Annotated in this window: 19 protein-coding genes; 5 read left to right on the forward strand and 14 right to left on the reverse strand. The window is 48.6% G+C overall.

Annotation, left to right across the window (positions count from 1 at the left end):
* Positions 1-362 precede the first annotated feature (362 nt).
* Complete coding sequence (locus HI950_RS07200) at positions 363-740, reverse strand: hypothetical protein (protein ID WP_317618311.1); 378 nt, start codon at positions 738-740, stop codon at positions 363-365.
* 195 nt (positions 741-935) lie between these two features.
* A complete protein-coding gene (locus tag HI950_RS07205) occupies positions 936-1373 on the reverse strand; it encodes a VanZ family protein (protein WP_169083191.1) in 438 nt (145 codons plus the stop codon).
* A gap of 53 nt (positions 1374-1426) precedes the next feature.
* Between HI950_RS07205 and HI950_RS07210 the strand changes: the two genes are divergently transcribed.
* Positions 1427-1957: a type 1 glutamine amidotransferase domain-containing protein gene (locus HI950_RS07210; protein ID WP_169083192.1), complete on the forward strand. Its 531-nt coding sequence runs from the start codon at positions 1427-1429 to the stop codon at positions 1955-1957.
* Here HI950_RS07210 and ptsP read toward each other — a convergent pair.
* The 6 genes from ptsP to HI950_RS07240 form a co-directional block, all read right to left on the reverse strand.
* On the reverse strand, positions 1954-3696 hold the full coding sequence (gene ptsP / locus HI950_RS07215; RefSeq protein WP_169083193.1) for a phosphoenolpyruvate--protein phosphotransferase: 1743 nt from the start codon (positions 3694-3696) through the stop codon (positions 1954-1956). The genes HI950_RS07210 and ptsP overlap by 4 nt on opposite strands.
* Positions 3693-5579: a glucose PTS transporter subunit IIA gene (locus HI950_RS07220; protein WP_169083194.1), complete on the reverse strand. Its 1887-nt coding sequence runs from the start codon at positions 5577-5579 to the stop codon at positions 3693-3695. The genes ptsP and HI950_RS07220 overlap by 4 nt, the downstream gene beginning before the upstream one ends.
* 181 nt (positions 5580-5760) lie before the next feature.
* On the reverse strand, positions 5761-6396 hold the full coding sequence (locus HI950_RS07225) for a hypothetical protein (RefSeq protein ID WP_169083195.1): 636 nt from the start codon (positions 6394-6396) through the stop codon (positions 5761-5763).
* Positions 6397-6538: 142 nt separating this feature from the next.
* Entirely contained in the window at positions 6539-6973 is a 435-nt protein-coding gene (locus HI950_RS07230) for a CoA-binding protein (protein ID WP_169083494.1), read from the reverse strand.
* A 53-nt stretch (positions 6974-7026) separates the two neighbouring features.
* Positions 7027-8322 (reverse strand): 3-phosphoshikimate 1-carboxyvinyltransferase, encoded by a 1296-nt coding sequence (gene aroA / locus HI950_RS07235; protein WP_169083196.1) that lies wholly within the window; start codon positions 8320-8322, stop codon positions 7027-7029.
* A gap of 81 nt (positions 8323-8403) precedes the next feature.
* The gene (locus HI950_RS07240; RefSeq protein ID WP_169083197.1) at positions 8404-8925 is read right to left on the reverse strand and encodes a shikimate kinase; all 522 of its coding nucleotides are present in this window, start codon (positions 8923-8925) and stop codon (positions 8404-8406) included.
* A 145-nt stretch (positions 8926-9070) separates the two neighbouring features.
* Here HI950_RS07240 and HI950_RS07245 point away from each other — a divergent pair, with 145 nt between their 5' ends.
* Positions 9071-9394 (forward strand): hypothetical protein, encoded by a 324-nt coding sequence (locus HI950_RS07245; RefSeq protein WP_169083198.1) that lies wholly within the window; start codon positions 9071-9073, stop codon positions 9392-9394.
* A gap of 13 nt (positions 9395-9407) precedes the next feature.
* Here HI950_RS07245 and gndA read toward each other — a convergent pair whose 3' ends face one another.
* The 6 genes from gndA to HI950_RS07275 form a co-directional block, all read right to left on the reverse strand.
* Entirely contained in the window at positions 9408-10820 is a 1413-nt protein-coding gene (gene gndA / locus HI950_RS07250; protein ID WP_053377757.1) for an NADP-dependent phosphogluconate dehydrogenase, read from the reverse strand.
* 285 nt (positions 10821-11105) lie between these two features.
* On the reverse strand, positions 11106-11702 hold the full coding sequence (locus HI950_RS07255) for a hypothetical protein (RefSeq protein WP_053375586.1): 597 nt from the start codon (positions 11700-11702) through the stop codon (positions 11106-11108).
* A gap of 255 nt (positions 11703-11957) precedes the next feature.
* Positions 11958-13661, reverse strand: a complete 1704-nt coding sequence (locus HI950_RS07260; protein WP_169083199.1) for a proline--tRNA ligase — start codon at positions 13659-13661, stop codon at positions 11958-11960.
* 363 nt (positions 13662-14024) lie between these two features.
* Entirely contained in the window at positions 14025-15176 is a 1152-nt protein-coding gene (locus HI950_RS07265) for an ABC transporter permease (RefSeq protein ID WP_169083200.1), read from the reverse strand.
* Positions 15169-16341, reverse strand: a complete 1173-nt coding sequence (locus tag HI950_RS07270) for an ABC transporter permease (RefSeq protein WP_169083201.1) — start codon at positions 16339-16341, stop codon at positions 15169-15171. The genes HI950_RS07265 and HI950_RS07270 overlap by 8 nt, the downstream gene beginning before the upstream one ends.
* A gap of 12 nt (positions 16342-16353) precedes the next feature.
* Positions 16354-17298, reverse strand: coding sequence for an ABC transporter ATP-binding protein (locus HI950_RS07275; protein ID WP_169083202.1), 945 nt, complete (start codon positions 17296-17298; stop codon positions 16354-16356).
* A gap of 221 nt (positions 17299-17519) precedes the next feature.
* Between HI950_RS07275 and HI950_RS07280 the strand changes: the two genes are divergently transcribed.
* From HI950_RS07280 to HI950_RS07290, 3 genes are read left to right on the forward strand one after another with little or no spacing between them, the layout of a single operon-like run.
* Positions 17520-18650 carry a sensor histidine kinase gene (locus HI950_RS07280; RefSeq protein ID WP_169083203.1) on the forward strand — a complete coding sequence of 377 codons (1131 nt, stop codon included), beginning with the start codon at positions 17520-17522 and terminating at the stop codon, positions 18648-18650.
* A 46-nt stretch (positions 18651-18696) separates the two neighbouring features.
* Positions 18697-19338, forward strand: coding sequence for a response regulator (locus HI950_RS07285; RefSeq protein WP_169083204.1), 642 nt, complete (start codon positions 18697-18699; stop codon positions 19336-19338).
* A 28-nt stretch (positions 19339-19366) separates the two neighbouring features.
* Positions 19367-20014 (forward strand): DUF1054 domain-containing protein, encoded by a 648-nt coding sequence (locus tag HI950_RS07290; RefSeq protein ID WP_169083205.1) that lies wholly within the window; start codon positions 19367-19369, stop codon positions 20012-20014.
* Positions 20015-20021 lie beyond the last annotated feature (7 nt).

Here is a 20021-nt window from a genome sequence, read left to right on the forward strand (position 1 = left end):
CGGTTACATGAAGGATAGGGACCAATCTACTCTTCCAAAATATTTCAGCAGCCTATAAAAATGGAAAAAAGACGAGCCTCAGAAGTTTCCTCCTGCAAGCTCGCCGAATGGTTTCTCATGCCTTACATATACAACGTCAATCAGCCCGTTCCAATTTGCTTTTGCATTCAATACTTCAATACTTTAATACTGTAAGATCTCAAATCTTGACAAAAAGTTTCCGAGCACTTTGCCGGTCATCCCCCATCTCCCCATCCACAGCCCACGCTACAAAAATAGCGAAACATGGCAGCTCTCGCAATGTGAAGCTGGGTCTGATCTGCTGCATTGCAAGCAGCATGGATGACCGCGAGTCCATTCGGCTATGTATGGAGAGTACGACGGCTTATTTGTTCAAGTCTCTTACTCAAATCTTCAATCCATGCCTCATCGTTAAGCGTCTGAGCAAGCAAATACAAATCGAGAAGCTTGTTAATGCGCTGCTCTACTAATCTCTCGAAAGCGGTTTGATCCGTCTGCTGCTTGTCCGCTTTTGCTTCAACTAACAAATTCGCCCATTCGTTGCATTCGTCAAAAAGAAAGGTTTGCTTATGTGGTTGAGTTCCCAATTGAGAAATTAATCCCGTTAAATCCGGCTTAACCTCCGGAAAAACTTCACTCCTATTGCAGGCCGTACAGGAGAAAATCGGTACGTTGTCGATCTCAACCTTCCCCGAATAAATAACTGTGCGCAGTTTCATCTTCATGATGTCACCACAATGACACCGCTTATGCAAAGTGGTCCACTCCTTCTTAGTAGCAGCAATTGCCGCTAAGCATTGCTTTTTAGAGTTGCATTGTATAAGTGATTCGACCATTTTCGCATAAATTCCTGCTTACACAGCTATGTAATTTTTACTACTAAAATCAGTTTGATGCCTTCCAATAGCTTCCGATTACCGGGCGATTTTTCTCCATATCTTTCGAATCGGCGGAATCGCAGAAAGCGCGGTCCATACCGCAGCTCCTATCATATCATTGCGTATATCCATAGGGTCAGGCATTCTGCCGCCCACAAAGGATTGATGAAACTCATCCGTAATCCCATACAGCCCGCAGATTAGTACGATAGCAACCTTCATCCAGAATCGGTCACCGTTCCTGCCAATTCCAAAATCGATTGTTAAAGCTAAAATAAAATAAGAAACATAATGGCCCCAATTAAAATCTTCCATAAAAGGAAAGAACGTTTGAAAGAAAGGCAGCAATGTTCCGATCTCGTCACTAGTTCTTGAGGATAATATAAAAATAACGGTCATCCAGGCGACTGCAGGCAAAAAGCGAAGCAGCCTTAGATAAGAGAATGATTTTGAATTCGAATCCGTTTGCTTCATTGTTACTCCTTCGTTACAATAATAGAGATCTTTAATAGATGGAGGGGAATATAATGTCATTGCAAAACAAAACCGTCATCTGCTTGCTTGACGACGAGTTTGAGGATTTGGAGCTATGGTATCCCGTATATCGTGCGCGCGAAGCTGGTGCAACCGTCCTGTATGCTGGGCCTGAGAAAGGCAAGAAGCATATCGGTAAGTATGGCGTACCTGCAGTAGCCGATTTATCGTTCGATGAAGTAAACAGCGAGGACATTATCGGATTGCTCGTGCCAGGCGGCTGGGCACCCGACAAGCTTCGCCGTTATCCGAAAGTGCTTCAGCTGGTACAGGAGCTGAATGCGGCAGACAAGCCGATCGGCCAAATCTGCCATGCAGGCTGGGTACTCATTTCGGCGAAAATACTAGAAGGCCGCAAGGTAACCTCAACCCCCGGCATTCGCGACGATATGGAAAATGCAGGCGCTACATGGTTCGATGAAGCCGTTGTCGTGGACGGAAATCTGATCTCCGCGCGTCGTCCGCCGGATCTTCCGCCTTATGCCAAAGCATTTGTAGACGCATTAGTACAGCGAATGGGTTAACCATTCGCTGTTTTTTTATTTATACGCTCCATAAAGCCATTAAGCTGCTCTAATATTTCTGTGCTCGTGCGGCAGGCATGCAGCTTCTGGAACACCTCTCTGCTCTCTTCCTGAGAGGTGCAGAGCAGCCTTTCCTTCACTTGTAAAATGGAATGTGATGACATGCTTAGCTCATCCACATCCAAGCTAAGCCAAATCGGCAGCGCTCTTAAATCTCCCGCTAGCTCCCCGCAAACGCCAACGGTAATTCCGCTTCGCTTTGCCGCTTCAACTGTCATACGCAGCATTCTAAGCAGCGCAGGATGGTACGGCTCATACAAATGTGAGATTTCCTCATTCATGCGATCGACCGCAAGCGTGAATTGAACCAAGTCATTTGTTCCAATGCTGAAGAAATCCACCTCTTCCGCAAGCAAATCGGCAATCATAACGGCAGCTGGCACCTCGATCATAATGCCAATCTTCATTCCTTTGTCATAAGGAAGGCCTGCTTCCTCGAGCTCGCGCTTTGCTTCATTCAGCACCGCGTTTGCTGCCCGAACCTCATCCACCGATGAAATAAGCGGATACATCAGCTTTACCTGACCATAGTAGCTTGCGCGAAGTATTGCACGCAGCTGCGTTTTAAATAAGTCCTGACGGTCAAGTGAAATCCGAATCGCCCGGTAGCCAAGAAACGGATTATCCTCTTCCGGAAGCTCAAAATAATCAAGCTGCTTGTCGCCGCCAACATCAAGCGTCCGAATGACTAATGGCTCGCCGCCAAGCCGCTCGGCTACGCTGCGGTAAACCTCGAACTGCTCTTCTTCCTTCGGAAACCGATTGCGGTCCATATACAAAAACTCAGTACGGAACAATCCTACGCCATGTGCCCCGCTCGCTAATGCAATTTCTAGCTCCTTGAAGGAGCTGATATTAGCCGCCAGCTCCAGTCTCTTGCCATCTGGCGTTACAGGACGGTGACCTGCAATGCCGTGCAGTCTTTTCTTCGCTTCCGCTTGATGGCTGTGCAGCTCGGAGTAGGAATCTATCACTTGCTGCACAGGATCAATAAATACGGTCCCGTCACTGCCGTCGATAATGATCGTTTGCCCGGTTTGTATAGGCTCCTCAAGCTTCGTCTCCACGCCTACAACGAGCGGAACGCCAAGCGCACGCGCCATAATTGCCGAATGAGAAGTCGTGCTTCCAGCCAGCGTCACAATGCCTAGCACATGCTGCGGATTGATGTGGGCAAGCTGTGAAGGCGACAGCTCCTTCGCGATTAGAATAAACGGTTGCGTATCCGACGGAAGCGTTATTTCCGGCGCTCCAAGCAAATGCTTCAGCAAACGATTGCCCACATCCTTAATATCAAGCGCTCTTTCCTTCATATATTCATCATCAAGCAGATCGAACATCGTAACAAAATGGTCGATCGCTTCTTTAACTGCTACTTCTGCTGCTTTGTACTGACGCTGGATAATGCCTTGAATTTCATTCATAAAGACAGGATCGTCCAAAATGGCTATATGAGCATCGAATATATGTGTTTCCTCCGAACCGACAACATCACGCAGCTCATCCTTAATCTGCTCAATTTCCGATTTAGAGGTACGAATTCCTTCGTAAACACGTTCGAACTCGCGGGCAAAATCAGCTACATCAATCTTTTGCTCCGGTAATTCCCATTCCCAATTCGGAAGCACAAACGATCTCCCAATCGCTATGCCTGCTGACGCTCCTATTCCTTGAATCATTGTGTTTCCCCTCCACCGTTTCTCTCTTTAAGTACAACAGACATTACAGAGGACTGCCCCTTTTTCACCGCTTTGAACGGTGCAAAACGCCATGAGTGTACAAGATCGGAATTCGTAATAACCATCGGCGTAGCAAGCGACTTGCTTTCCTTCCGTACTCGCTGCAAGTCAAATTTGATGAGCAGCATGCCTGGGGTAACTTCGTCGCCTTCCTTAACAACCGCATTAAAATAACCTTTACCTGCCAGACCCGAGGTATCGATTCCGATATGAAGCAGCACCTCCAGCCCCTCAGGAGTAAGAATGCCTATCGCATGCATAGTCGGGTAAATATGAATGACTTTGCCTTTGACCGGAGAGACAAGCTCCCCTTTGTCTGGAAAGAATGCAACGCCCTGTCCAACGAGCTTGCCTGCGAATATCGGGTCCGGTACTTCATCAAGTGGAATCATTCTTCCTTGCATAGGCGAATGGAACAGCACTTGCGCTTGATCGCGATGGATCGTCTTGATCATCTCTTCACGAATGAGCTCCGAGTAGGTCCCGAATACAACCTGAACTTGCCCGCCGCCCAGCTTAATAACGCCAGCAGCGCCTAGATTGCGCAGTGAATTTATATCGAGCAGCTTGTCATTGGATACTTTAAGCCGCAATCTAGTAATACAGGACTCCATTTTTTCAATATTTTGTTTGCCGCCAATGGCTTGCAGAATAAGCGGCGCGCGATATGGAATGTCGCCTGCCCACTCGTCAAGCTGCGAGCCTTCCTCGCGACCCGGCGTCGGAATTCTAAACCTGCGAATCGCCCACCGAAACAAGAAATAATATACAAATCCGACGACGATGCCAATGGGAACAATAAGCCAGCCCCGAGTCGCCAAATGCAAATTAATGACATAATCGATCGCCCCGGCTGAAAACGAAAAGCCATGCTTAATGCCCAGCTCGTAAGTAACCCACATGATAATACCAGACAATATCGCATGAACAACGTATAAATAGGGAGCCACAAATAAAAAAGCAAATTCTACCGGCTCAGTGACACCCGTAAGGAATGACGCGAGCGCCGCATAAAGAAATGTTTTTCGTATTTTCGGCTTCAAATCCTCACGCGCTTCATGAATAATCGCAAGAGCGATGGCCGGCAAAGCGAACATCATCGTCGGATAAAGCCCGGCCATGAACACGCCAGCTGACGGATCTCCGGCGAAGAAGCGAGGCAGGTCGCCAAAGACCATGCTGCCCGTTTCAGTCTCATAGCCACCAATTTGAAACCAGAACACGTGACTGACTAAATGGTGCAGGCCAAACACGACCAAAATGCGGTGCACAAAGCCGTATAAAAAAACGCCGAACCCGCCGCCCGATGCAACAATTTCTCCAAGCTCCACAAGCAATTGCTGCAAATAGGGGGCGATGTTGATCATGCCAATCGAGAATAACAAGGATACGAGGCTTACGAACAGCGGAACAAACCTCGGCCCTCCAAAAAACTGTATGTACTCCGGCAAGCGAAGACTTTTGAATCTCTCGTGGCTGACTCCCGCTATGATCCCGATTATTGTTCCTATTAAGACAGTAGGTTCAATTTGAACATCAGCTGTTCCTGTAATCCCACTATAGATAAACATACCGACCAGAGCTGCCATACCGGCTGCAAGCGCATTTCCTGTCAAACCAAGCGAAATGCCCAGCGCGAAAATATATGGTAAAAACGTAAAAATCGTTTCGCTCGCTGTAACTAAATAACCTTCCATTCCTGGCAAACCAATGTACGCCCAAGGCAGCTTGCTCAAACTCAAAAATATAGCCGCGCCCGGCAATACAATCATCGGCAGCATAAAAGCTCTACCGAGCTGCTGCAGACTTCCTATGAAAACCATTATGCACCTCCTTAAAGCTTTGCGTGGCAAAATTATGCGCGGCAAAACTAGACATCAAAAGCAATTAGTCCGATATATCTATAACGATGTTAAGCGTTTGCTTCGATTTTGTCAAAGTAAAAGGCGAGCCTTGTAGGGCCCGCCGATGTTGATGATTCTTTTCAGTTATTTTATAACGATGTTAGCGATTGCCACCAAAGTAAGGCGAGTTTTGTGTGTTTGAAGCTTGGTAGCCACCTACATGCGAAATAACCGGACCTGCTTGTTGGTAGGAATTCGTAGCTTCCAACACTGGGGTTTGCGAAGATGTGTACGATTGAGTCGGTGTCATACCATATCCGTTTTGTGCATTCGATTGGTTGAAGCCACCGTAGTTGGATGCTGTAAATTGTGCATTTTGCGATCCATAAGACTGGTTAAAAGACTGTTGACGGCCTTGTTGATTATCTGGGCCAGCTTGAAAACCAACATGCGAAATAACTGGACCAAAGCTACCAAACGCTGTTGCAGGCGATTGTGCATAGCTTTGAACTGGTTGATGCGAGATGAATGAATTGTTCGTTCCCACCGGATTTGTCATATTCGAATAACCAGATGGCGAAAACTGTTGTTGTGCGCCTTGGTTATAAGAATAAGACGATTGATAACCGCCTGGCACATTCGAAACGATTGAATTCGTTTGTCTGCCAAAAGTCGGTTGGCTGAGCTGCCCTTGGTAGTGCGATTGCACATTGCCAGTTGGCTGGAATTGTGCGTTTTGGTTTTGGAAGCTCTGTTGTCCTTGGAAATTACCCGGTTGTTGCGAAAATTGATTCACGTCGTGTCCTCCTTGGAATACAATCATAGAGTCTTCAGATGACTGTCGACCGTTTCGCCCTCATTGATTATGCGATAACAAGTTCGGCACTCGCTCTTGAAGCCTTTCTTATTGTGTAGGAGTGACCGTTTTTTTATTACAGTTATGTTTTGGGTTTTCCACCAGGAAGCAGGATAGAATCCTCAACCTTGATGCACCGATCCATAATGACCTCTAAGCCGCCTGCAGATGCAATGGCAGCTGCCTCCTTATTTGCGATGCCAAGCTGCAGCCAGAGGGTATTGGCGCCAATAGCAACCGCCTCCTCCGCAACAGGCGGCGTATGCTCGCTTCTGCGGAATACGTTGACGATATCAACGGGTACAGGTATATCTTTGAGCGACGCATAGCTTTTTTGTCCCAATATAGTATCGGCGTTAGGATTGACGGGAATAATCGTATAGCCCTTTGCTTGCATCGCTTCGGATACCATATAGGATACGCGATCTGGCTTGTCGGATAAACCAACAACGGCGACAGTCGTGCTTTTCTCCAAAATACCCTTTATCTGCTCACGTGTAGGATTCTCAAATGCCATCATAACACCTCAATTCATTATTTGAAGAACAAATGCGTAACGCCTTTCATCATTTAGCCTTCAATCCACTCGACGTTCGCACCCAATGCTTTCAAATGATCGAAGTAAATGGGATACGACTTAGCCACGTGATGAGCATCGCGAATGCGAATCGGTTGTTTTGCACGCAAACCTACGACCGTCAATGCCATGATGACTCGGTGATCGTAATGGGCATTAATCTCAACGCCGCCTTCAACGCCCTCAGGACGACCATGGACAATAATCTCTGCCTGGCGCTCTTCCACATTCGCGCCCGCTTTGCGCAGCTCATTTAAATAGTCGGTAATGCGGTCGCATTCTTTGTAGCGCAGGTTTTCTACATTATAGAATCTGGAAGTCCCTTCGGCAAAAACAGCCGCAGCAACCATCGCCAGCACAGCATCCGTTGCATGATCGCCATCAAACTCTACTGCCTTAAGCTTTCCATTGCCTTTTACATGGACGATGCCGCCTTCATGCGTAAGCGGAACCTCCATCATCTTGAGAACATCAACAACAGCGCGCTCGCCTTGCTTGCTCTTCTCTTCCAGGCGGTGCACGATAACATCTGACTCGGTAACGGCAGCAGCAGCCAAAATCGCCGCAGAACCCGGATAATCGCCTTGTACGGAGTACGTTTTGGCCGCATAGCTTTGTCTGCCTGGAACACGGAAACGCATATAGTCCTCATCGGCATGAATGACGATACCGGCCTGCTCCAGCACTTCAAGCGTTTGACCAACGACGACCTTCGATTTCAAGTCATGCAGCACCTCGATCTCGCTGTCTTCCTCGAGTAAAGGCGTCAAGAACAGCAGCGCACTCAAAAATTGCGAGCTAATGTTGCCTGATACTTGAATTTTTCCGCCTTTAGGAGCGCCCCCTTGAATGCGAATTGGAAGCTTGCCGTCCTGGTGTTCGATAGATACGCCCATCGCTGTCAACGATTCAATCAAATCGCTGTGCGGACGTTTACCTAGCGAATCCGGATAACGGTTAATGAAGGTAACATCTGGGCATAGTGCAGCAATGGCCATCAAAAACCGCAATACAGCACCCGCATTGCCTACATCAAGCTGCTCGACCGGCTTCGGATTGCGTCCAAAGCCTGTGATGACGATTTTCTCATCATCCTCCTCAACGGTTGCTCCTAAATCTCGGATACAGCGGCGCATTGCATCGCTATCCTCGCTATGAGCCGGATAATAAATCGTGCTCGTCCCTTCCGCAAGTGCTGCTACCAGCAGGTAGCGAGTGGTGTAATTTTTTGAAGATAGCGCTTGAAGCTCGCCTTCAAGCCTTGGCGTTGGCGTCACTAATACGTCCATAGTTCGTATGATCTCCCTTTACAATAATATATACACCCCAACCGGCCGAGCGGCCGATTGAAGTGATGAAAAATCCAGTTATTACGAAATCATATGCTGCGTAAGTATTGCCGCAACGACCTCTTCTGCTGACATATTCGTCGTATCAATCGTCAGATGTGCAAAATCATAGGCATGCTTGCGCTGCTCTAGCAGCAGATTAACTCTCTCCTCCGCATCGCCTTGCAGCAACGGGCGCGCCGTGTCGGTCTTTACCCGTGCAATAATTTGCTCCGGACTCGCCTTCAATGCGACGACAAACCCTTTGCTGAGCATAAGCTCCCTGTTAATCTCGCTAAGTACGGCACCGCCTCCTGTGGCAATGACAGAAGACTCCTCGCTCGCCAAAATCGTTTCAAGCACATTGGTCTCGATTACACGAAAGCCCGCTTCGCCATCGGCAGCAAAAATATCAGAAATAAGCCTGTTTTCAAGCCTTTCAATTTCCTCATCGCCGTCGACTCGCTTCCAGCCAAGCTTCTCTGCGAGCAGCTTGCTGACGGTTGACTTGCCGGTTCCCATAAACCCGATTAACACTAATTTTTTCAATGGTAGCCTTTCCATCGTAACCGTTTCACCCTTTTCGCTCATGCTGAACCATTTTTTCTTCAACATCATATCATTTTTTTGGGATTCTAGGGTATAAAAAAGTTGCATATGCCGTATGGATGATAATGATGAATAATTAGGAATAGGAGTGACGTTAGCGATGACCAGTGATCTCCACCTGCAACAATTTCACCCCACTCAAAAACGTGTCGATCGTATTCTCGATCCTGATCACCCGCTCTGTCGCGCGGATGTCGTCTGGATGCTCGAATTGATTAAAAAAAAGGTGGCTGACGAAGATCCAGCCTTAATGGATCTTTCGCAGCCACGCTTATTGCAAAACTTTCATTTTTTTGCCGAAGCGGCCATGTCCCTCGTTCACCGCAGACATTACAGCAATCAAGAGGCTGATCGGCTGCGGGAATGGCTGCGTCAAGCAGCACACGGACTGTATGTGGACAATCCCCGCGAGCGGAATCGTTAAACAGCTGCTCGTATTAAGATTGCATCCAGTTGAAGTGGAAGCTTCCTTCTTTGTCCAAACGTTTGAATGTGTGGGCGCCGAAGTAGTCGCGCTGCGCTTGAAGCAGGTTCGCAGGCAAACGCTCTGTACGGTAGCTGTCGAAATAAGCGATTGCGCTTGAGAAAGCAGGAACCGGTACGCCGTTTGTAACAGCAGCAGAAATCACTTCGCGCCAAGCGCCTTGGTAGGACTCAACGATATTTTGGAAATATGAATCCAATAGCAGGTTGCGAAGGTTCGGATCACGGTCGTAAGCGTCTTTGATGTTTTGCAGGAAGCGAGCACGGATAATGCAGCCGCCGCGGAAAATCATTGCGATTTCGCCGTAGTTAAGATCCCAGTTATATTCTTCCGATGCTGCACGCATTTGAGCAAAGCCTTGTGCGTACGAGCAAATTTTGCTTGCAAACAGCGCTTTGCGCACGGACTCGATAAATGCTGCTCTGTCGCCTTGGAAAGGAGTTTTTGCAGGGCCGTTAAGCACTTTGCTTGCCGCAACGCGCTCTTCCTTCATAGCGGACAAGAAGCGAGTAAATACGGATTCCGTAATGATCGAAAGCGGAACGCCAAGATCCAGCGAGCTTTGGCTTGTCCATTTTCCAGTTCCCTTTTGGCCTGCGGAATCTAGGATCACGTCTACCATTGGCTTGCCTGTCTCAGGGTCGTATTTCGAGAAGATATCTCTTGTGATCTCGATAAGGTAGCTGTCAAGCTCGCCTTTGTTCCACTCGGAGAAAATTTCGTGAAGTTCTTCCGCGCTAACGTCAAGCACGTTTTTGAGCAGGTCGTATGCTTCGCAAATCAGCTGCATGTCGCCGTACTCGATTCCGTTATGTACCATTTTCACATAGTGGCCAGCGCCATCAGGTCCGATATATGTGCAGCAAGCGTCATCGCCTACTTTAGCCGAAATAGCTGTCAGGATCGGTTCAACGAGCTCGTAAGCCGATTTTTGGCCGCCTGGCATAATCGAAGGTCCTTTCAAAGCGCCCTCTTCGCCGCCGGATACGCCTGTACCGATAAAGCGGAAGCCTTTTGCTTCCAGGTCTTTGCTGCGACGTACCGTATCAGGGAAATAAGCGTTACCGCCATCGATGATAATGTCGCCTTCAGCCAAATGAGGAACGAGGGAATCGATTGTTGCGTCTGTTCCTGCTCCAGCTTGAACCATGATCAAAATTTTGCGCGGCACTTCAAGCGATTGAACAAACTCTTCAATGGTGTAGGTCGGTACAAGATTTTTGCCTACAGCTTCTTGAACAAGATCATCAGTCTTCTCGCGGGAGCGGTTAAATACCGAAACTGTAAAGCCTCTGCTCTCAATGTTAAGGGCAAGGTTCTTACCCATTACGGCCAATCCAATAACGCCAATTTGCTGTTTAGACATATGGTTCTTCCATCCTTCATCATCTATTTTGGGTCACAATATTTTCATTTTACTCTTTTTATGCCAAGAAGAAAACTATTTCCCTATAAAAATGTCGGATTTGTGGCATCAAAAATATTGACCGATTCAAAAAGTTTATCTTATATTTGAAGGAATACACCTGTTATTCGATGCAGCGCGGCATCGTTTAACGATCATAGCACAACCTAAAAACGATCAAATGCTGCAGGTGGTGCACAGCTTTCGATCGCTTTTAGTCTTTCATATAGGGACCAGCATCCATCATCAGAGCTCCAGTTGCAACATTTCCGAACGAAGCGCCATCAGTCGTTCTTTAGATTCCGTAACCGCTTCCTCGTCATCGCCTTGCAGCGCATCGAAGAGCATCGACAACTCGTAATCAAGCTCATAGCGCAGTACGATGGCTCTTTCCTCTGCTCGCTTGGATTGAAAAGCTCTAATCATTTCTTCTATTGTAACAAAAGGCTTCTTCTGATAAATAATCCGATGTTCCATACCGGACACCTCCACGAGTCGTATAATCTCACCGAACATAATACTCTCAATGACGATTTGACGATCTTTAATGCGCTTCACAACCGCATGTCCACGTGTGTCATTAATCAGCTTTTCAATCAACTCTGACAGTTTCTCGTCCTTGATGATGTAGTCGCCGACAATTTTGTAACGATTCTTCATTCGCTGGAATTGAAGCTTAACGAGCTTGCGGCCTGTTCGAATGGATACTAAAAACTGCCCCTCCGTCTCGCTCCAATACAAGGAGTAACCTTCCTGAATAAGATCGCGGATGAGATTTTGGATTTGCCGGCGGTCAAATCGCAGCTCCAAATTGCAATATTCGACTTCGTGGCTTTTGTTCACGGCAATCCCTCCCTTACCTCAGTTTAGATGATGAGTTGACGAAATAATCTGATAATTTGTTCTTATCTTCATCTTATACTCCATCTTATGTTATGGCAACTTGGATTATTGACTAATTTTACGAATACAGCCGACTAAACTAAAAAAAGGGCGCGGCCGTCTCCAAATGCAGACGGCTCGTTCCCCTTTTGTTCCACTATGCCATAGGCGGCAGTGGAAATTTTATATGAAAGCGTATTATTTTCGTTCTACCGCTTACTTTTCGAGTGCAAAAGCGATGGCTTCCTCTAAGCCTAGCTTTTGCGCTTCCGCTTCGTTTCGAAGCTTGAGCTCAACGACCCCTTCTGCGGCATGCTTCCCTATTACGATGCGAAGCGGTATGCCGATAAGATCCGAATCCTTGAACTTGACGCCCGGACGCTCGTCGCGATCATCAAGCAGAACCTCAATCCCTGCCTCTTGAAGCCGTGCTGCAATATGAAGCGCCAAATCCATTTGAACCTGATCCTTTGCAGAAACGGGGACGACATGCACCTGATAGGGCGCGATAGACTTCGGCCAAACGATGCCGTTGCTGTCGGCATGCTGCTCAAGGACAGCGGATAGCAGCCTGGATACCCCAATCCCGTAGCAGCCCATTATGAATGGCTGCTCCACACCCGAGGCGTTCAGAAATTTAGCGTTCAACGCATCGCTATATTTGGTCCCAAGCTTGAATACATGGCCAACCTCGATGCCGCGATGGAACGTCAAGCGTCCTTGCTCGCAGCGCGGACAACAGTCGCCCGCAATCGCATTGCGAAAATCGCCTACTTGCACATTTGCCAAATGAACGCCCGGCTGCACGTTCCCTAAGTGATAGTCCTGCTCATTTGCACCCGCGATTCCCGCTTCCATTGCCATCACAGCATAGTCTGCCAGGATAGGAATCGTTAAGCCGATCGGACCTGCGAAGCCGGTTGGCGCGCCTGTCACCCGCTCCGTCGTCACATGATCCGCAAGCTCAAATTGCGCTGCACCAAGCACATTTTTGACCTTTATTTCATTAACCTCATGGTCGCCTCGAACGATAACCGCTACAGGGCTGCCGTCGGCCGTATAGATCAAAGTTTTCATAAAGGCATCGGCGCCGATGCCAAACGCCTCGACAAGCTGCTCAATCTTCTTAATGTCTGGCGTATGGAGACGTTCAAGCTCTCCCTGCTCTGCTGCTTGCATGCTGTCTGCTTGCTGCTCAACGCGAAACTCCGCTTTCTCAAGGTTAGCCGCATAGCTGCATGCATCGCATGCCGCAATAGTATCTTCACCGATTTCAGCGAGCGCCATAAATTCATGCGTGCCGCCTTCTCCTCCAATGGAGCCTGCATCCGCCTCAACAGCACGGTAATTAAGGCCACAGCGCGTAAAGATGCGGTTATACGCCTCGTACATGCTCATATAGCTGCGGTGAAGGCTATCAAAGTCCTCGTCAAAGGAGTAGGCATCCTTCATTAGAAATTCTCTGCCGCGCAGCAAGCCGTAGCGAGGACGCTGCTCATCGCGAAACTTCGTTTGTATCTGGTACAGCGTCATTGGCAGCTGCCGATAAGAGCTTACCTCGCTGCGAATGAGAGCGGTAATTACTTCTTCATGTGTTGGGCCAAGCGTAAACTCCCGATCATGGCGGTCATGCAATCGTATCAGCTCGGGTCCGTACACCTCGTAACGACCAGACTGCTGCCAAAGCTCGGCAGGCTGCATCGCCGGCATCAGCACCTCTTGCGCGCCTGCCTGATCCATTTCCTCCCGCACGATCTGCTCCAGCTTTCTGAGCACGCGGCGGCCGAGCGGCAAATAAGTATAAATGCCAGCCGCAAGCTGTCTGATTAGACCAGCACGCAGCATTAGAATGTGGCTGGCTGCTTCCGCTTCCGATGGCGCCTCGCGTAAAGTTGGCATTAATAGTTGGCTCTGTCTCATGTTTGGAATAGCCTCCTCTTGATCGATTTTCGGTTATAAGAAAACAAAAAGAACGCATTCGAAAGGGACGAATGCGTTCGTGGTACCACCCTCATATAGCTGCCGGCAAATCTAGACAGCTCTTACTTAGATAACGGAATATGAATTCCGGCAGCGGCTTTGTAGCTTTGCCGCTGCAGCTCGCAAGGTAGGGAATAATCAGTCGTTTATAGAAGCCTTACAGCCTGCGGGCTTCCTCTCTGCCATAAACGGCGGCTGATCAACATAGCCTTGGTCGACGCTGTTATGATGTCGTTAACTTTTGATAAAATTTACATTATAAAGGTAACGAAGTCAAGCGTAATTTTGCTCAACGAACACAGCTTATGATTTGCTTGCACGATTCGGTCTTAACACGGCCGATCCGAACGCGATCATGACGGCTGCGAATAGCAGCAGGATAAGAAGCTGCAAGCTGATATCGCTGATGCTGCCTCCGCCGCCGAGACGGTCAACCGCTTGGATAGCCCATTTTTGCGGCGTGAAATTAGCGAGCTTCTGCATAAAATCAGGCAGGATGGAAAGCGGGAAAAAGCATCCGCTGACCATGCAGGTTGGCGTAATAATGAGATTGTTGATTTGAGACAATTGCGTGCTGTTGCGCACAAGGCCGGCTACCGCCGATGCCAGGCCAACGGCCGCCAGCAAGAAAAACTCAAGAACAAGCAGCATTGCACCAAACGAGATGCCTGGCGAATACCCGAATACGAAATACAATAAGCTGAGTACAACGACTAGCTGGATGGTTCCTACAAGCATGCTCCCCATAAAATTGCCGAAGGCAATATCAAAAGCGCGGAGCGGAGCGGTAAACATTCTAGCCATCGTTCGCTGCTCCCTATCCTCCATGACGAAGCCGATCGATTGACTGACGAGCAGCATGACGAACATAAGGATAAGACCGATCATCATCGGATTGGAAACGATCTTGCCCAGCTTCATGCTCACATTTTCCACTCCAGCCTTCGGCGCTTCCTGCGCTTCTAGCAGCGCGGTCAGCTTCGTTAAATCCGCTCCGCCATCGCCCTGCACAAGACTTGCAGAGGACGAAAGCTTACTCGCTTCCGTCACCAGCAGAGCTGCAAGCGAAGCATTCCACAATTGCTCATTCATTCGGTACAAAATCGGCTCCGGTTGGCCGCCTTCAAGCAGCTTGGCTGAATAATCCGTAGGGATATAGATAGCCGCATCTGCTTTTCCGTTCACGACCAAATCCTTCAGCTCCTGCTCTGTAAGCTTTGGCTCCAAATGAATCTCGTAAATGCTCTCCTGGTCGACTGAGGAAGTGAGATAGCCCCCTAATAGGCCAGCGTCCTTATTGCTAACGGCAATAATCGCTTTATCTCCTTCCAAGCTTGCGAACAATCCTGCCATGATCGAGAGTATGATAGCAGGAATCATCACATTCATAATCAACCCTCGGCGCGATCCCATTGTCCTGCGTAATAGATGTGCTGCGATATGCAAGCTAGGCATGCATCTTCACCACCTTTGGCAGTCTGATGACTGCGATTATAGAAAGCACAAGTGCGATAGCGCCAAGTATTCCAATATCGTTCCAAATGGCCGTTGTATCCGTATCGGTCATAAGAGCTCGCAGACTAACGTTTGCCCAATGATTAATCGTTAATTTATTGGCTCCTCCTACCATTTTCTCGATGCCGGTCATCATGCCGCCGCTGAGAAAGGTCATGCTGAAAGCAACGATGGAAAACATGGTTTGCGTCGTTTTTCTAGTACGGGCAAACGAAGCTATCGTAAGCGCAAGACCGGTTCCTGCGACAGTCGTTAGCAAGCAAATCAATGTAATGGAGCCAAAATGGCTGCCCCACTCCACACCATATACATTGGCGGTGAACGCAATGATAATGACCGCTTGAAGCGCGCCAAGCATGACCGCTCCAACGATGATGCCAAACACCATCACTCTAAACGAGCCCGGTATCGCGTACAAACGCTGCAGCGTTCCGCTCTCCCGCTGGTTCAGCAGGGCGATAGCTGCCGTCATGCCGCTGTACAGCAGGAACATAATTAAGTAAGCTGCAGAATAATACTGGATCGCAGACGTCTCGCCAAATATTTGGCTGTCTCCCGCTCCTAGATTGTAGGTTGCAATCAGATTTCCGCTTGTCTCCGATTGGCTGTCCACGCCGCTGCCGATTGCTGCTGCACGCTCCGAGCCTAGCGTCTCTATTGCCGCTAAGCGCAAATTCACATTTGCCAAGTAACGATTAACGACCGAATCCGCTGCTATATTTTTCTCTACATAGCGTCCTGAGTAAGTCAACCATTTAACGGTTTCACCAGCCATCAGCTGCTCAGAATAATTTGCCGGAATGAACACGCCATAGTCGGCAATCCCTTCCCGCACAAAGTCCTGAACCTCTTTCTCCGATCCCGCTTCAAGAACCTTAATGTAAGGAGAAATCTCCTCATCATTCCAGAACGAGTCCATGCTTGCTTTCATTTCTCCCTGGTCCGCATTGAACAGCGCGACCTTCGCTGGCTTGATATCCGTATCAAAGGCGCTTCCAAGCAGCAAGATCAGCAATAACGGCAATCCAATTAATAGGATAAGGACGGAACGCATCCGACTATATTTGATCAGCTCATAATAAGCTGTCGTCCACCATGCTCGCATCGTTAGCACCTCCTATTCGTCACGCAATGTGCGCCCGGTCATTTGCAGAAAGAGCGATTCGAGATTCGGCTCTACCCTTGTCAGCTTGCGAAGATTGATTCCGTGCTTCTGGATAATAAACAACAAATCCTGCAAAATGGAAGGCGATTCCTTCACCGACACTTCGAGCGTCATGCCATCGTCGCGCTCATCGAGCTGCTGGACGCCAGGATGATCGACCATTTCCGTCAGCGCAGTGCTCGATTTCCGATCGATCTCAAAAATGAGCTTTTCTTCTTGGCCTACTTGACGCTTAAGCTCATCCTTCGTGCCGCATGCGATAAGCTTGCCTTGGTCAAGAATGCCGATTCTCGAGCAAATCGACTCCACCTCTTCCATATAATGACTCGTATAAATGACGGTTGAGCCCAGCTTATTCAGTGCTCTTACCGATTCCAAAATGTGATTCCTCGACTGCGGGTCAATGCCTACAGTCGGCTCATCCATAATAATAAGCTTCGGCCGGTGCATAATGGCGCAGGCGATATTGAGGCGTCTCTTCATACCGCCCGAGAACGTAGAAGGCTTATCCTTGGCACGATCAAGCAACCCTACGAATTGCAGCGCTTCATCAACACGATCGCGCAGAAGCGACCCTCTTAAGCCATACAATTTTGCAAAAAAAGTAACATTCTCTCTCGCCGTCAACGTATCATAAATGGCAAGCTCCTGCGGCACTAATCCGATCCGCTTCTTCACCTCTAGCGGCTGCTTCCGGATCGAGAAGCCATCTACCAAAATGTCGCCGCCGCTTGGTTCCAGCAGGCCTGACAGCATATGAATGGACGTGCTCTTGCCCGCGCCGTTTGGACCAAGCAAGCCAAAAATCTCACCTTCTCCGATATTGAATGTAAGATGGTTTACCGTTAATGTCGTATCGTATTTTTTGACGACCTCGCGAAATGCGACTAGACTCATGTTTTGCTCATCCTCTCGGTTTGTTTCTGATAAACCAATCATACGCGAAGGCCACGGCCGATACAGGTCTATTAAGTCACCTTCTGAAGGTGACAAAAGTCATCTCGTGCTTAATGCTTGGAATGAGGGATGAAAGTTGGATGAAATGCTGCTTTCGTTATCGTTCGTCCATGCAACATTATGCTATAATGAAGCAAATTCAGCTGCGGGAGCTTTTCGACATGAATATATGGCTATACCGGATTCGGATTTTGCTCGTAGCGGTCCCTCCTATTATTAGCATCGTTAACATAGATGCAGGCTCGTATGCCTTATATACGACCTTTGTGCTGCTAGCCCTACTCCTGATTAAAGGCGCCTCCTCGTATCCTAAAGCCGCCCAATTGTTGCTGCTGGCGGAGTTATTCGGCTTTGCTTGGTTTTCCTACACCTACGGCGGAGTGTTGTTTCTATTGCTCTTCTCCACCCTTATTGCAATATTCCGGAGCAGGCCTGCTCCCATGATGTGCCTTTTGTGGGCTGCAATCGGGTTAGCGTCATTATTATCAAGCTTGCATGGCAGAGATAATGAGATCATTTTTGCGGTAGCTGTGCTTTGGATCACGACGGCAGCCATTCTCTATGCGTCAAATGAGTTTGAGGAGAAGCGACATCAAATCGAAGACTTATATGAGGCATTGGCCGCCAGCCATGCGGAGCTTGACGCCGCTAGGCGCAGAATGCAGGATTATGCCTCTCAGGTGGAGCATAATGCCCAGATCGAAGAGCGCAATCGTATCGCTAAAGATATTCATGACGATCTTGGTCACCGGCTTATTCGGGTCAAAATGATGTCTGAAGCCGCTCTGCATTTGTTTGATGCGGATGCAAGCCGAGCCAAAGGCACTCTCACGCAAATTCGCGACCAGCTTCAAGACAGCATGGAGCTCATGCGCCGCACGGTGCGGAGGCTCGCAGCAGACGGAGAGAAGGATGCCAGACGTTATGCGCTGGATCGTCTCGTAGAAGAATCGGCAGAAGCTTTGGGAATAGCCGTCAGCTTCCGAGTAACCGGGAACCCAAGGCCGCTTTATCCGAGCATGGAGCTTATTTTGTTCAAAAATGCCCAAGAAGCGATCACAAATGCAGTTCGACATGGTAAAGCCACTTCCGTTAACGTTGATCTCCATTTCTTGGAAACTAGCGTCGCGCTTACTATAGCGAACAATGGCAGCCTGCCAAGCGGGCCGATCGAAGCCGGACTTGGCATGAAAGGCATGAGAGAGCGGATAGCGCTTATCGGGGGCTTGCTGGAGTGGCAGAACGCAGATCGATTCTCGGTTACGACGACGCTTCCGCTCCTTGGCGGATAACGTTAATGAAGATACTGCTCGCTTAGAAATGGAGATGTTCGAGCTTATGATTCAAGTGCTAATAGTGGATGATGATCCTTTTATTCGGGAGAGCATGAATGTTATTTTGGATCTGGATCAGGAATTGCAGGTTGCCGGCGTATGCGCAAACGGACAGGAAGCAGCAGAGTTTGTCCGCCAGCATCCCGTCGATGTTGTCCTCATGGACATTCGGATGCCAATCTGTGACGGCGTTGAGGGTACGAAGCTGCTGCGCGCGCTTGAGAGTCCCCCTGCTGTACTCATCCTGACGACCTTTGACGATGATGAATATATCGCGCAAGCGATTCGCAACGGAGCAAACGGCTATCTGCTCAAAAATGTACCTCCAAGCCGAATTATCAGCGGCATCAAGACGGTGCATGAGGGCTCTGTGCTCATTCACCCCGAAATTGCCCGCAAGCTGGCAGGCATGCTCGAGACGTCTCGTGCCGATACAAGCAAACCGGTGACGATCAGCGGCCTCACGCCAGCAGAAGGCCAAATCGTCCGCCTCATTGCGGATGGCCAATCAAACAAAGAAATTGCCGCCTCCTTGTTTTTAAGCGAGGGCACGATCAAAAATTATATAACAGAAATATTAAACAAGCTTGAGCTGCGCGACCGAACACAAATCGCAATCTTTTATTTAAAATTATTGCACCAATGATTCTTGTTAACCGAAGGAGACTATAACGATGACAACACAGACTGCTACTACTTCTCTAGCTGGCTTCACACAAGCCGATTTTGATGTATTTGGAATCGAGGGTCTCGAAGAACGAATGTCAGCTATTCAAAATCGGATTCAACCTAAATTCCGTGCGCTTGGGGAGCAGCTGACGGTTGATACAGCCGTTCACGCCGGCAATGAAATGTACCTGCATATTGCTAGGCATGCCCGCCGCAAAGTAAACCCGCCGAAGGATACGTGGCTCGCGATTTGCAGCAACAAACGCGGCTACAAAGCACATCCGCATTTTCAGCTTGGCTTGTTTGATGACCACTTATTTATATGGCTTGCGCTTATCTATGAGGTTCCGAACAAATCCAATATTGCGACGGCCTTCTCGAACCAAATCGACGACGTAATCGCAGCCGTTCCAGCACATTATGTGCTCTCGCTCGATCACATGCAGAAGGAGTCAATAGCGGTCAGCGAAATGTCAAGGCAGGATTGGAGCGACGCGCTCGTTCGCTTCCGTGACGTGAAGAAGGCTGAGCTGCTGATTGGTCTCCATGTGCAGGCAGATGATCCGATCCTTCGCGACGGCGATGCGCTGCTGGCGCTCGTTTCCTCCACCTACGAGACGTTAATGCCGCTGTACCGCATGGCGAACTTATAAAAATAAA

Source organism: Paenibacillus sp. PL91, from assembly GCF_012935325.2.
Lineage (GTDB): Bacteria > Bacillota > Bacilli > Paenibacillales > Paenibacillaceae > Pristimantibacillus.

Bases quoted from the DNA above. Each gene is read 5' to 3' on its own strand.
- ptsP (WP_169083193.1), bottom strand. From the start codon at position 3,696: ATGATTCAAGGAATAGGAGCGTCAGCAGGCATAGCGATTGGGAGATCG.
- HI950_RS07260 (WP_169083199.1), bottom strand. From the start codon at position 13,661: ATGAGACAGAGCCAACTATTAATGCCAACTTTACGCGAGGCGCCATCG.
- HI950_RS07270 (WP_169083201.1), bottom strand. From the start codon at position 16,341: ATGCGAGCATGGTGGACGACAGCTTATTATGAGCTGATCAAATATAGT.
- HI950_RS07230 (WP_169083494.1), bottom strand. From the start codon at position 6,973: ATGGCATTTGAGAATCCTACACGTGAGCAGATAAAGGGTATTTTGGAG.
- aroA (WP_169083196.1), bottom strand. From the start codon at position 8,322: ATGGACGTATTAGTGACGCCAACGCCAAGGCTTGAAGGCGAGCTTCAA.
- HI950_RS07290 (WP_169083205.1), top strand. From the start codon at position 19,367: ATGACAACACAGACTGCTACTACTTCTCTAGCTGGCTTCACACAAGCC.
- gndA (WP_053377757.1), bottom strand. From the start codon at position 10,820: ATGTCTAAACAGCAAATTGGCGTTATTGGATTGGCCGTAATGGGTAAG.
- HI950_RS07245 (WP_169083198.1), top strand. From the start codon at position 9,071: ATGACCAGTGATCTCCACCTGCAACAATTTCACCCCACTCAAAAACGT.
- HI950_RS07285 (WP_169083204.1), top strand. From the start codon at position 18,697: ATGATTCAAGTGCTAATAGTGGATGATGATCCTTTTATTCGGGAGAGC.
- HI950_RS07220 (WP_169083194.1), bottom strand. From the start codon at position 5,579: ATGGTTTTCATAGGAAGTCTGCAGCAGCTCGGTAGAGCTTTTATGCTG.
- HI950_RS07210 (WP_169083192.1), top strand. From the start codon at position 1,427: ATGTCATTGCAAAACAAAACCGTCATCTGCTTGCTTGACGACGAGTTT.
- HI950_RS07280 (WP_169083203.1), top strand. From the start codon at position 17,520: ATGAATATATGGCTATACCGGATTCGGATTTTGCTCGTAGCGGTCCCT.
- HI950_RS07265 (WP_169083200.1), bottom strand. From the start codon at position 15,176: ATGCCTAGCTTGCATATCGCAGCACATCTATTACGCAGGACAATGGGA.
- HI950_RS07200 (WP_317618311.1), bottom strand. From the start codon at position 740: ATGAAACTGCGCACAGTTATTTATTCGGGGAAGGTTGAGATCGACAAC.
- HI950_RS07240 (WP_169083197.1), bottom strand. From the start codon at position 8,925: ATGGAAAGGCTACCATTGAAAAAATTAGTGTTAATCGGGTTTATGGGA.
- HI950_RS07275 (WP_169083202.1), bottom strand. From the start codon at position 17,298: ATGAGTCTAGTCGCATTTCGCGAGGTCGTCAAAAAATACGATACGACA.
- HI950_RS07205 (WP_169083191.1), bottom strand. From the start codon at position 1,373: ATGAAGCAAACGGATTCGAATTCAAAATCATTCTCTTATCTAAGGCTG.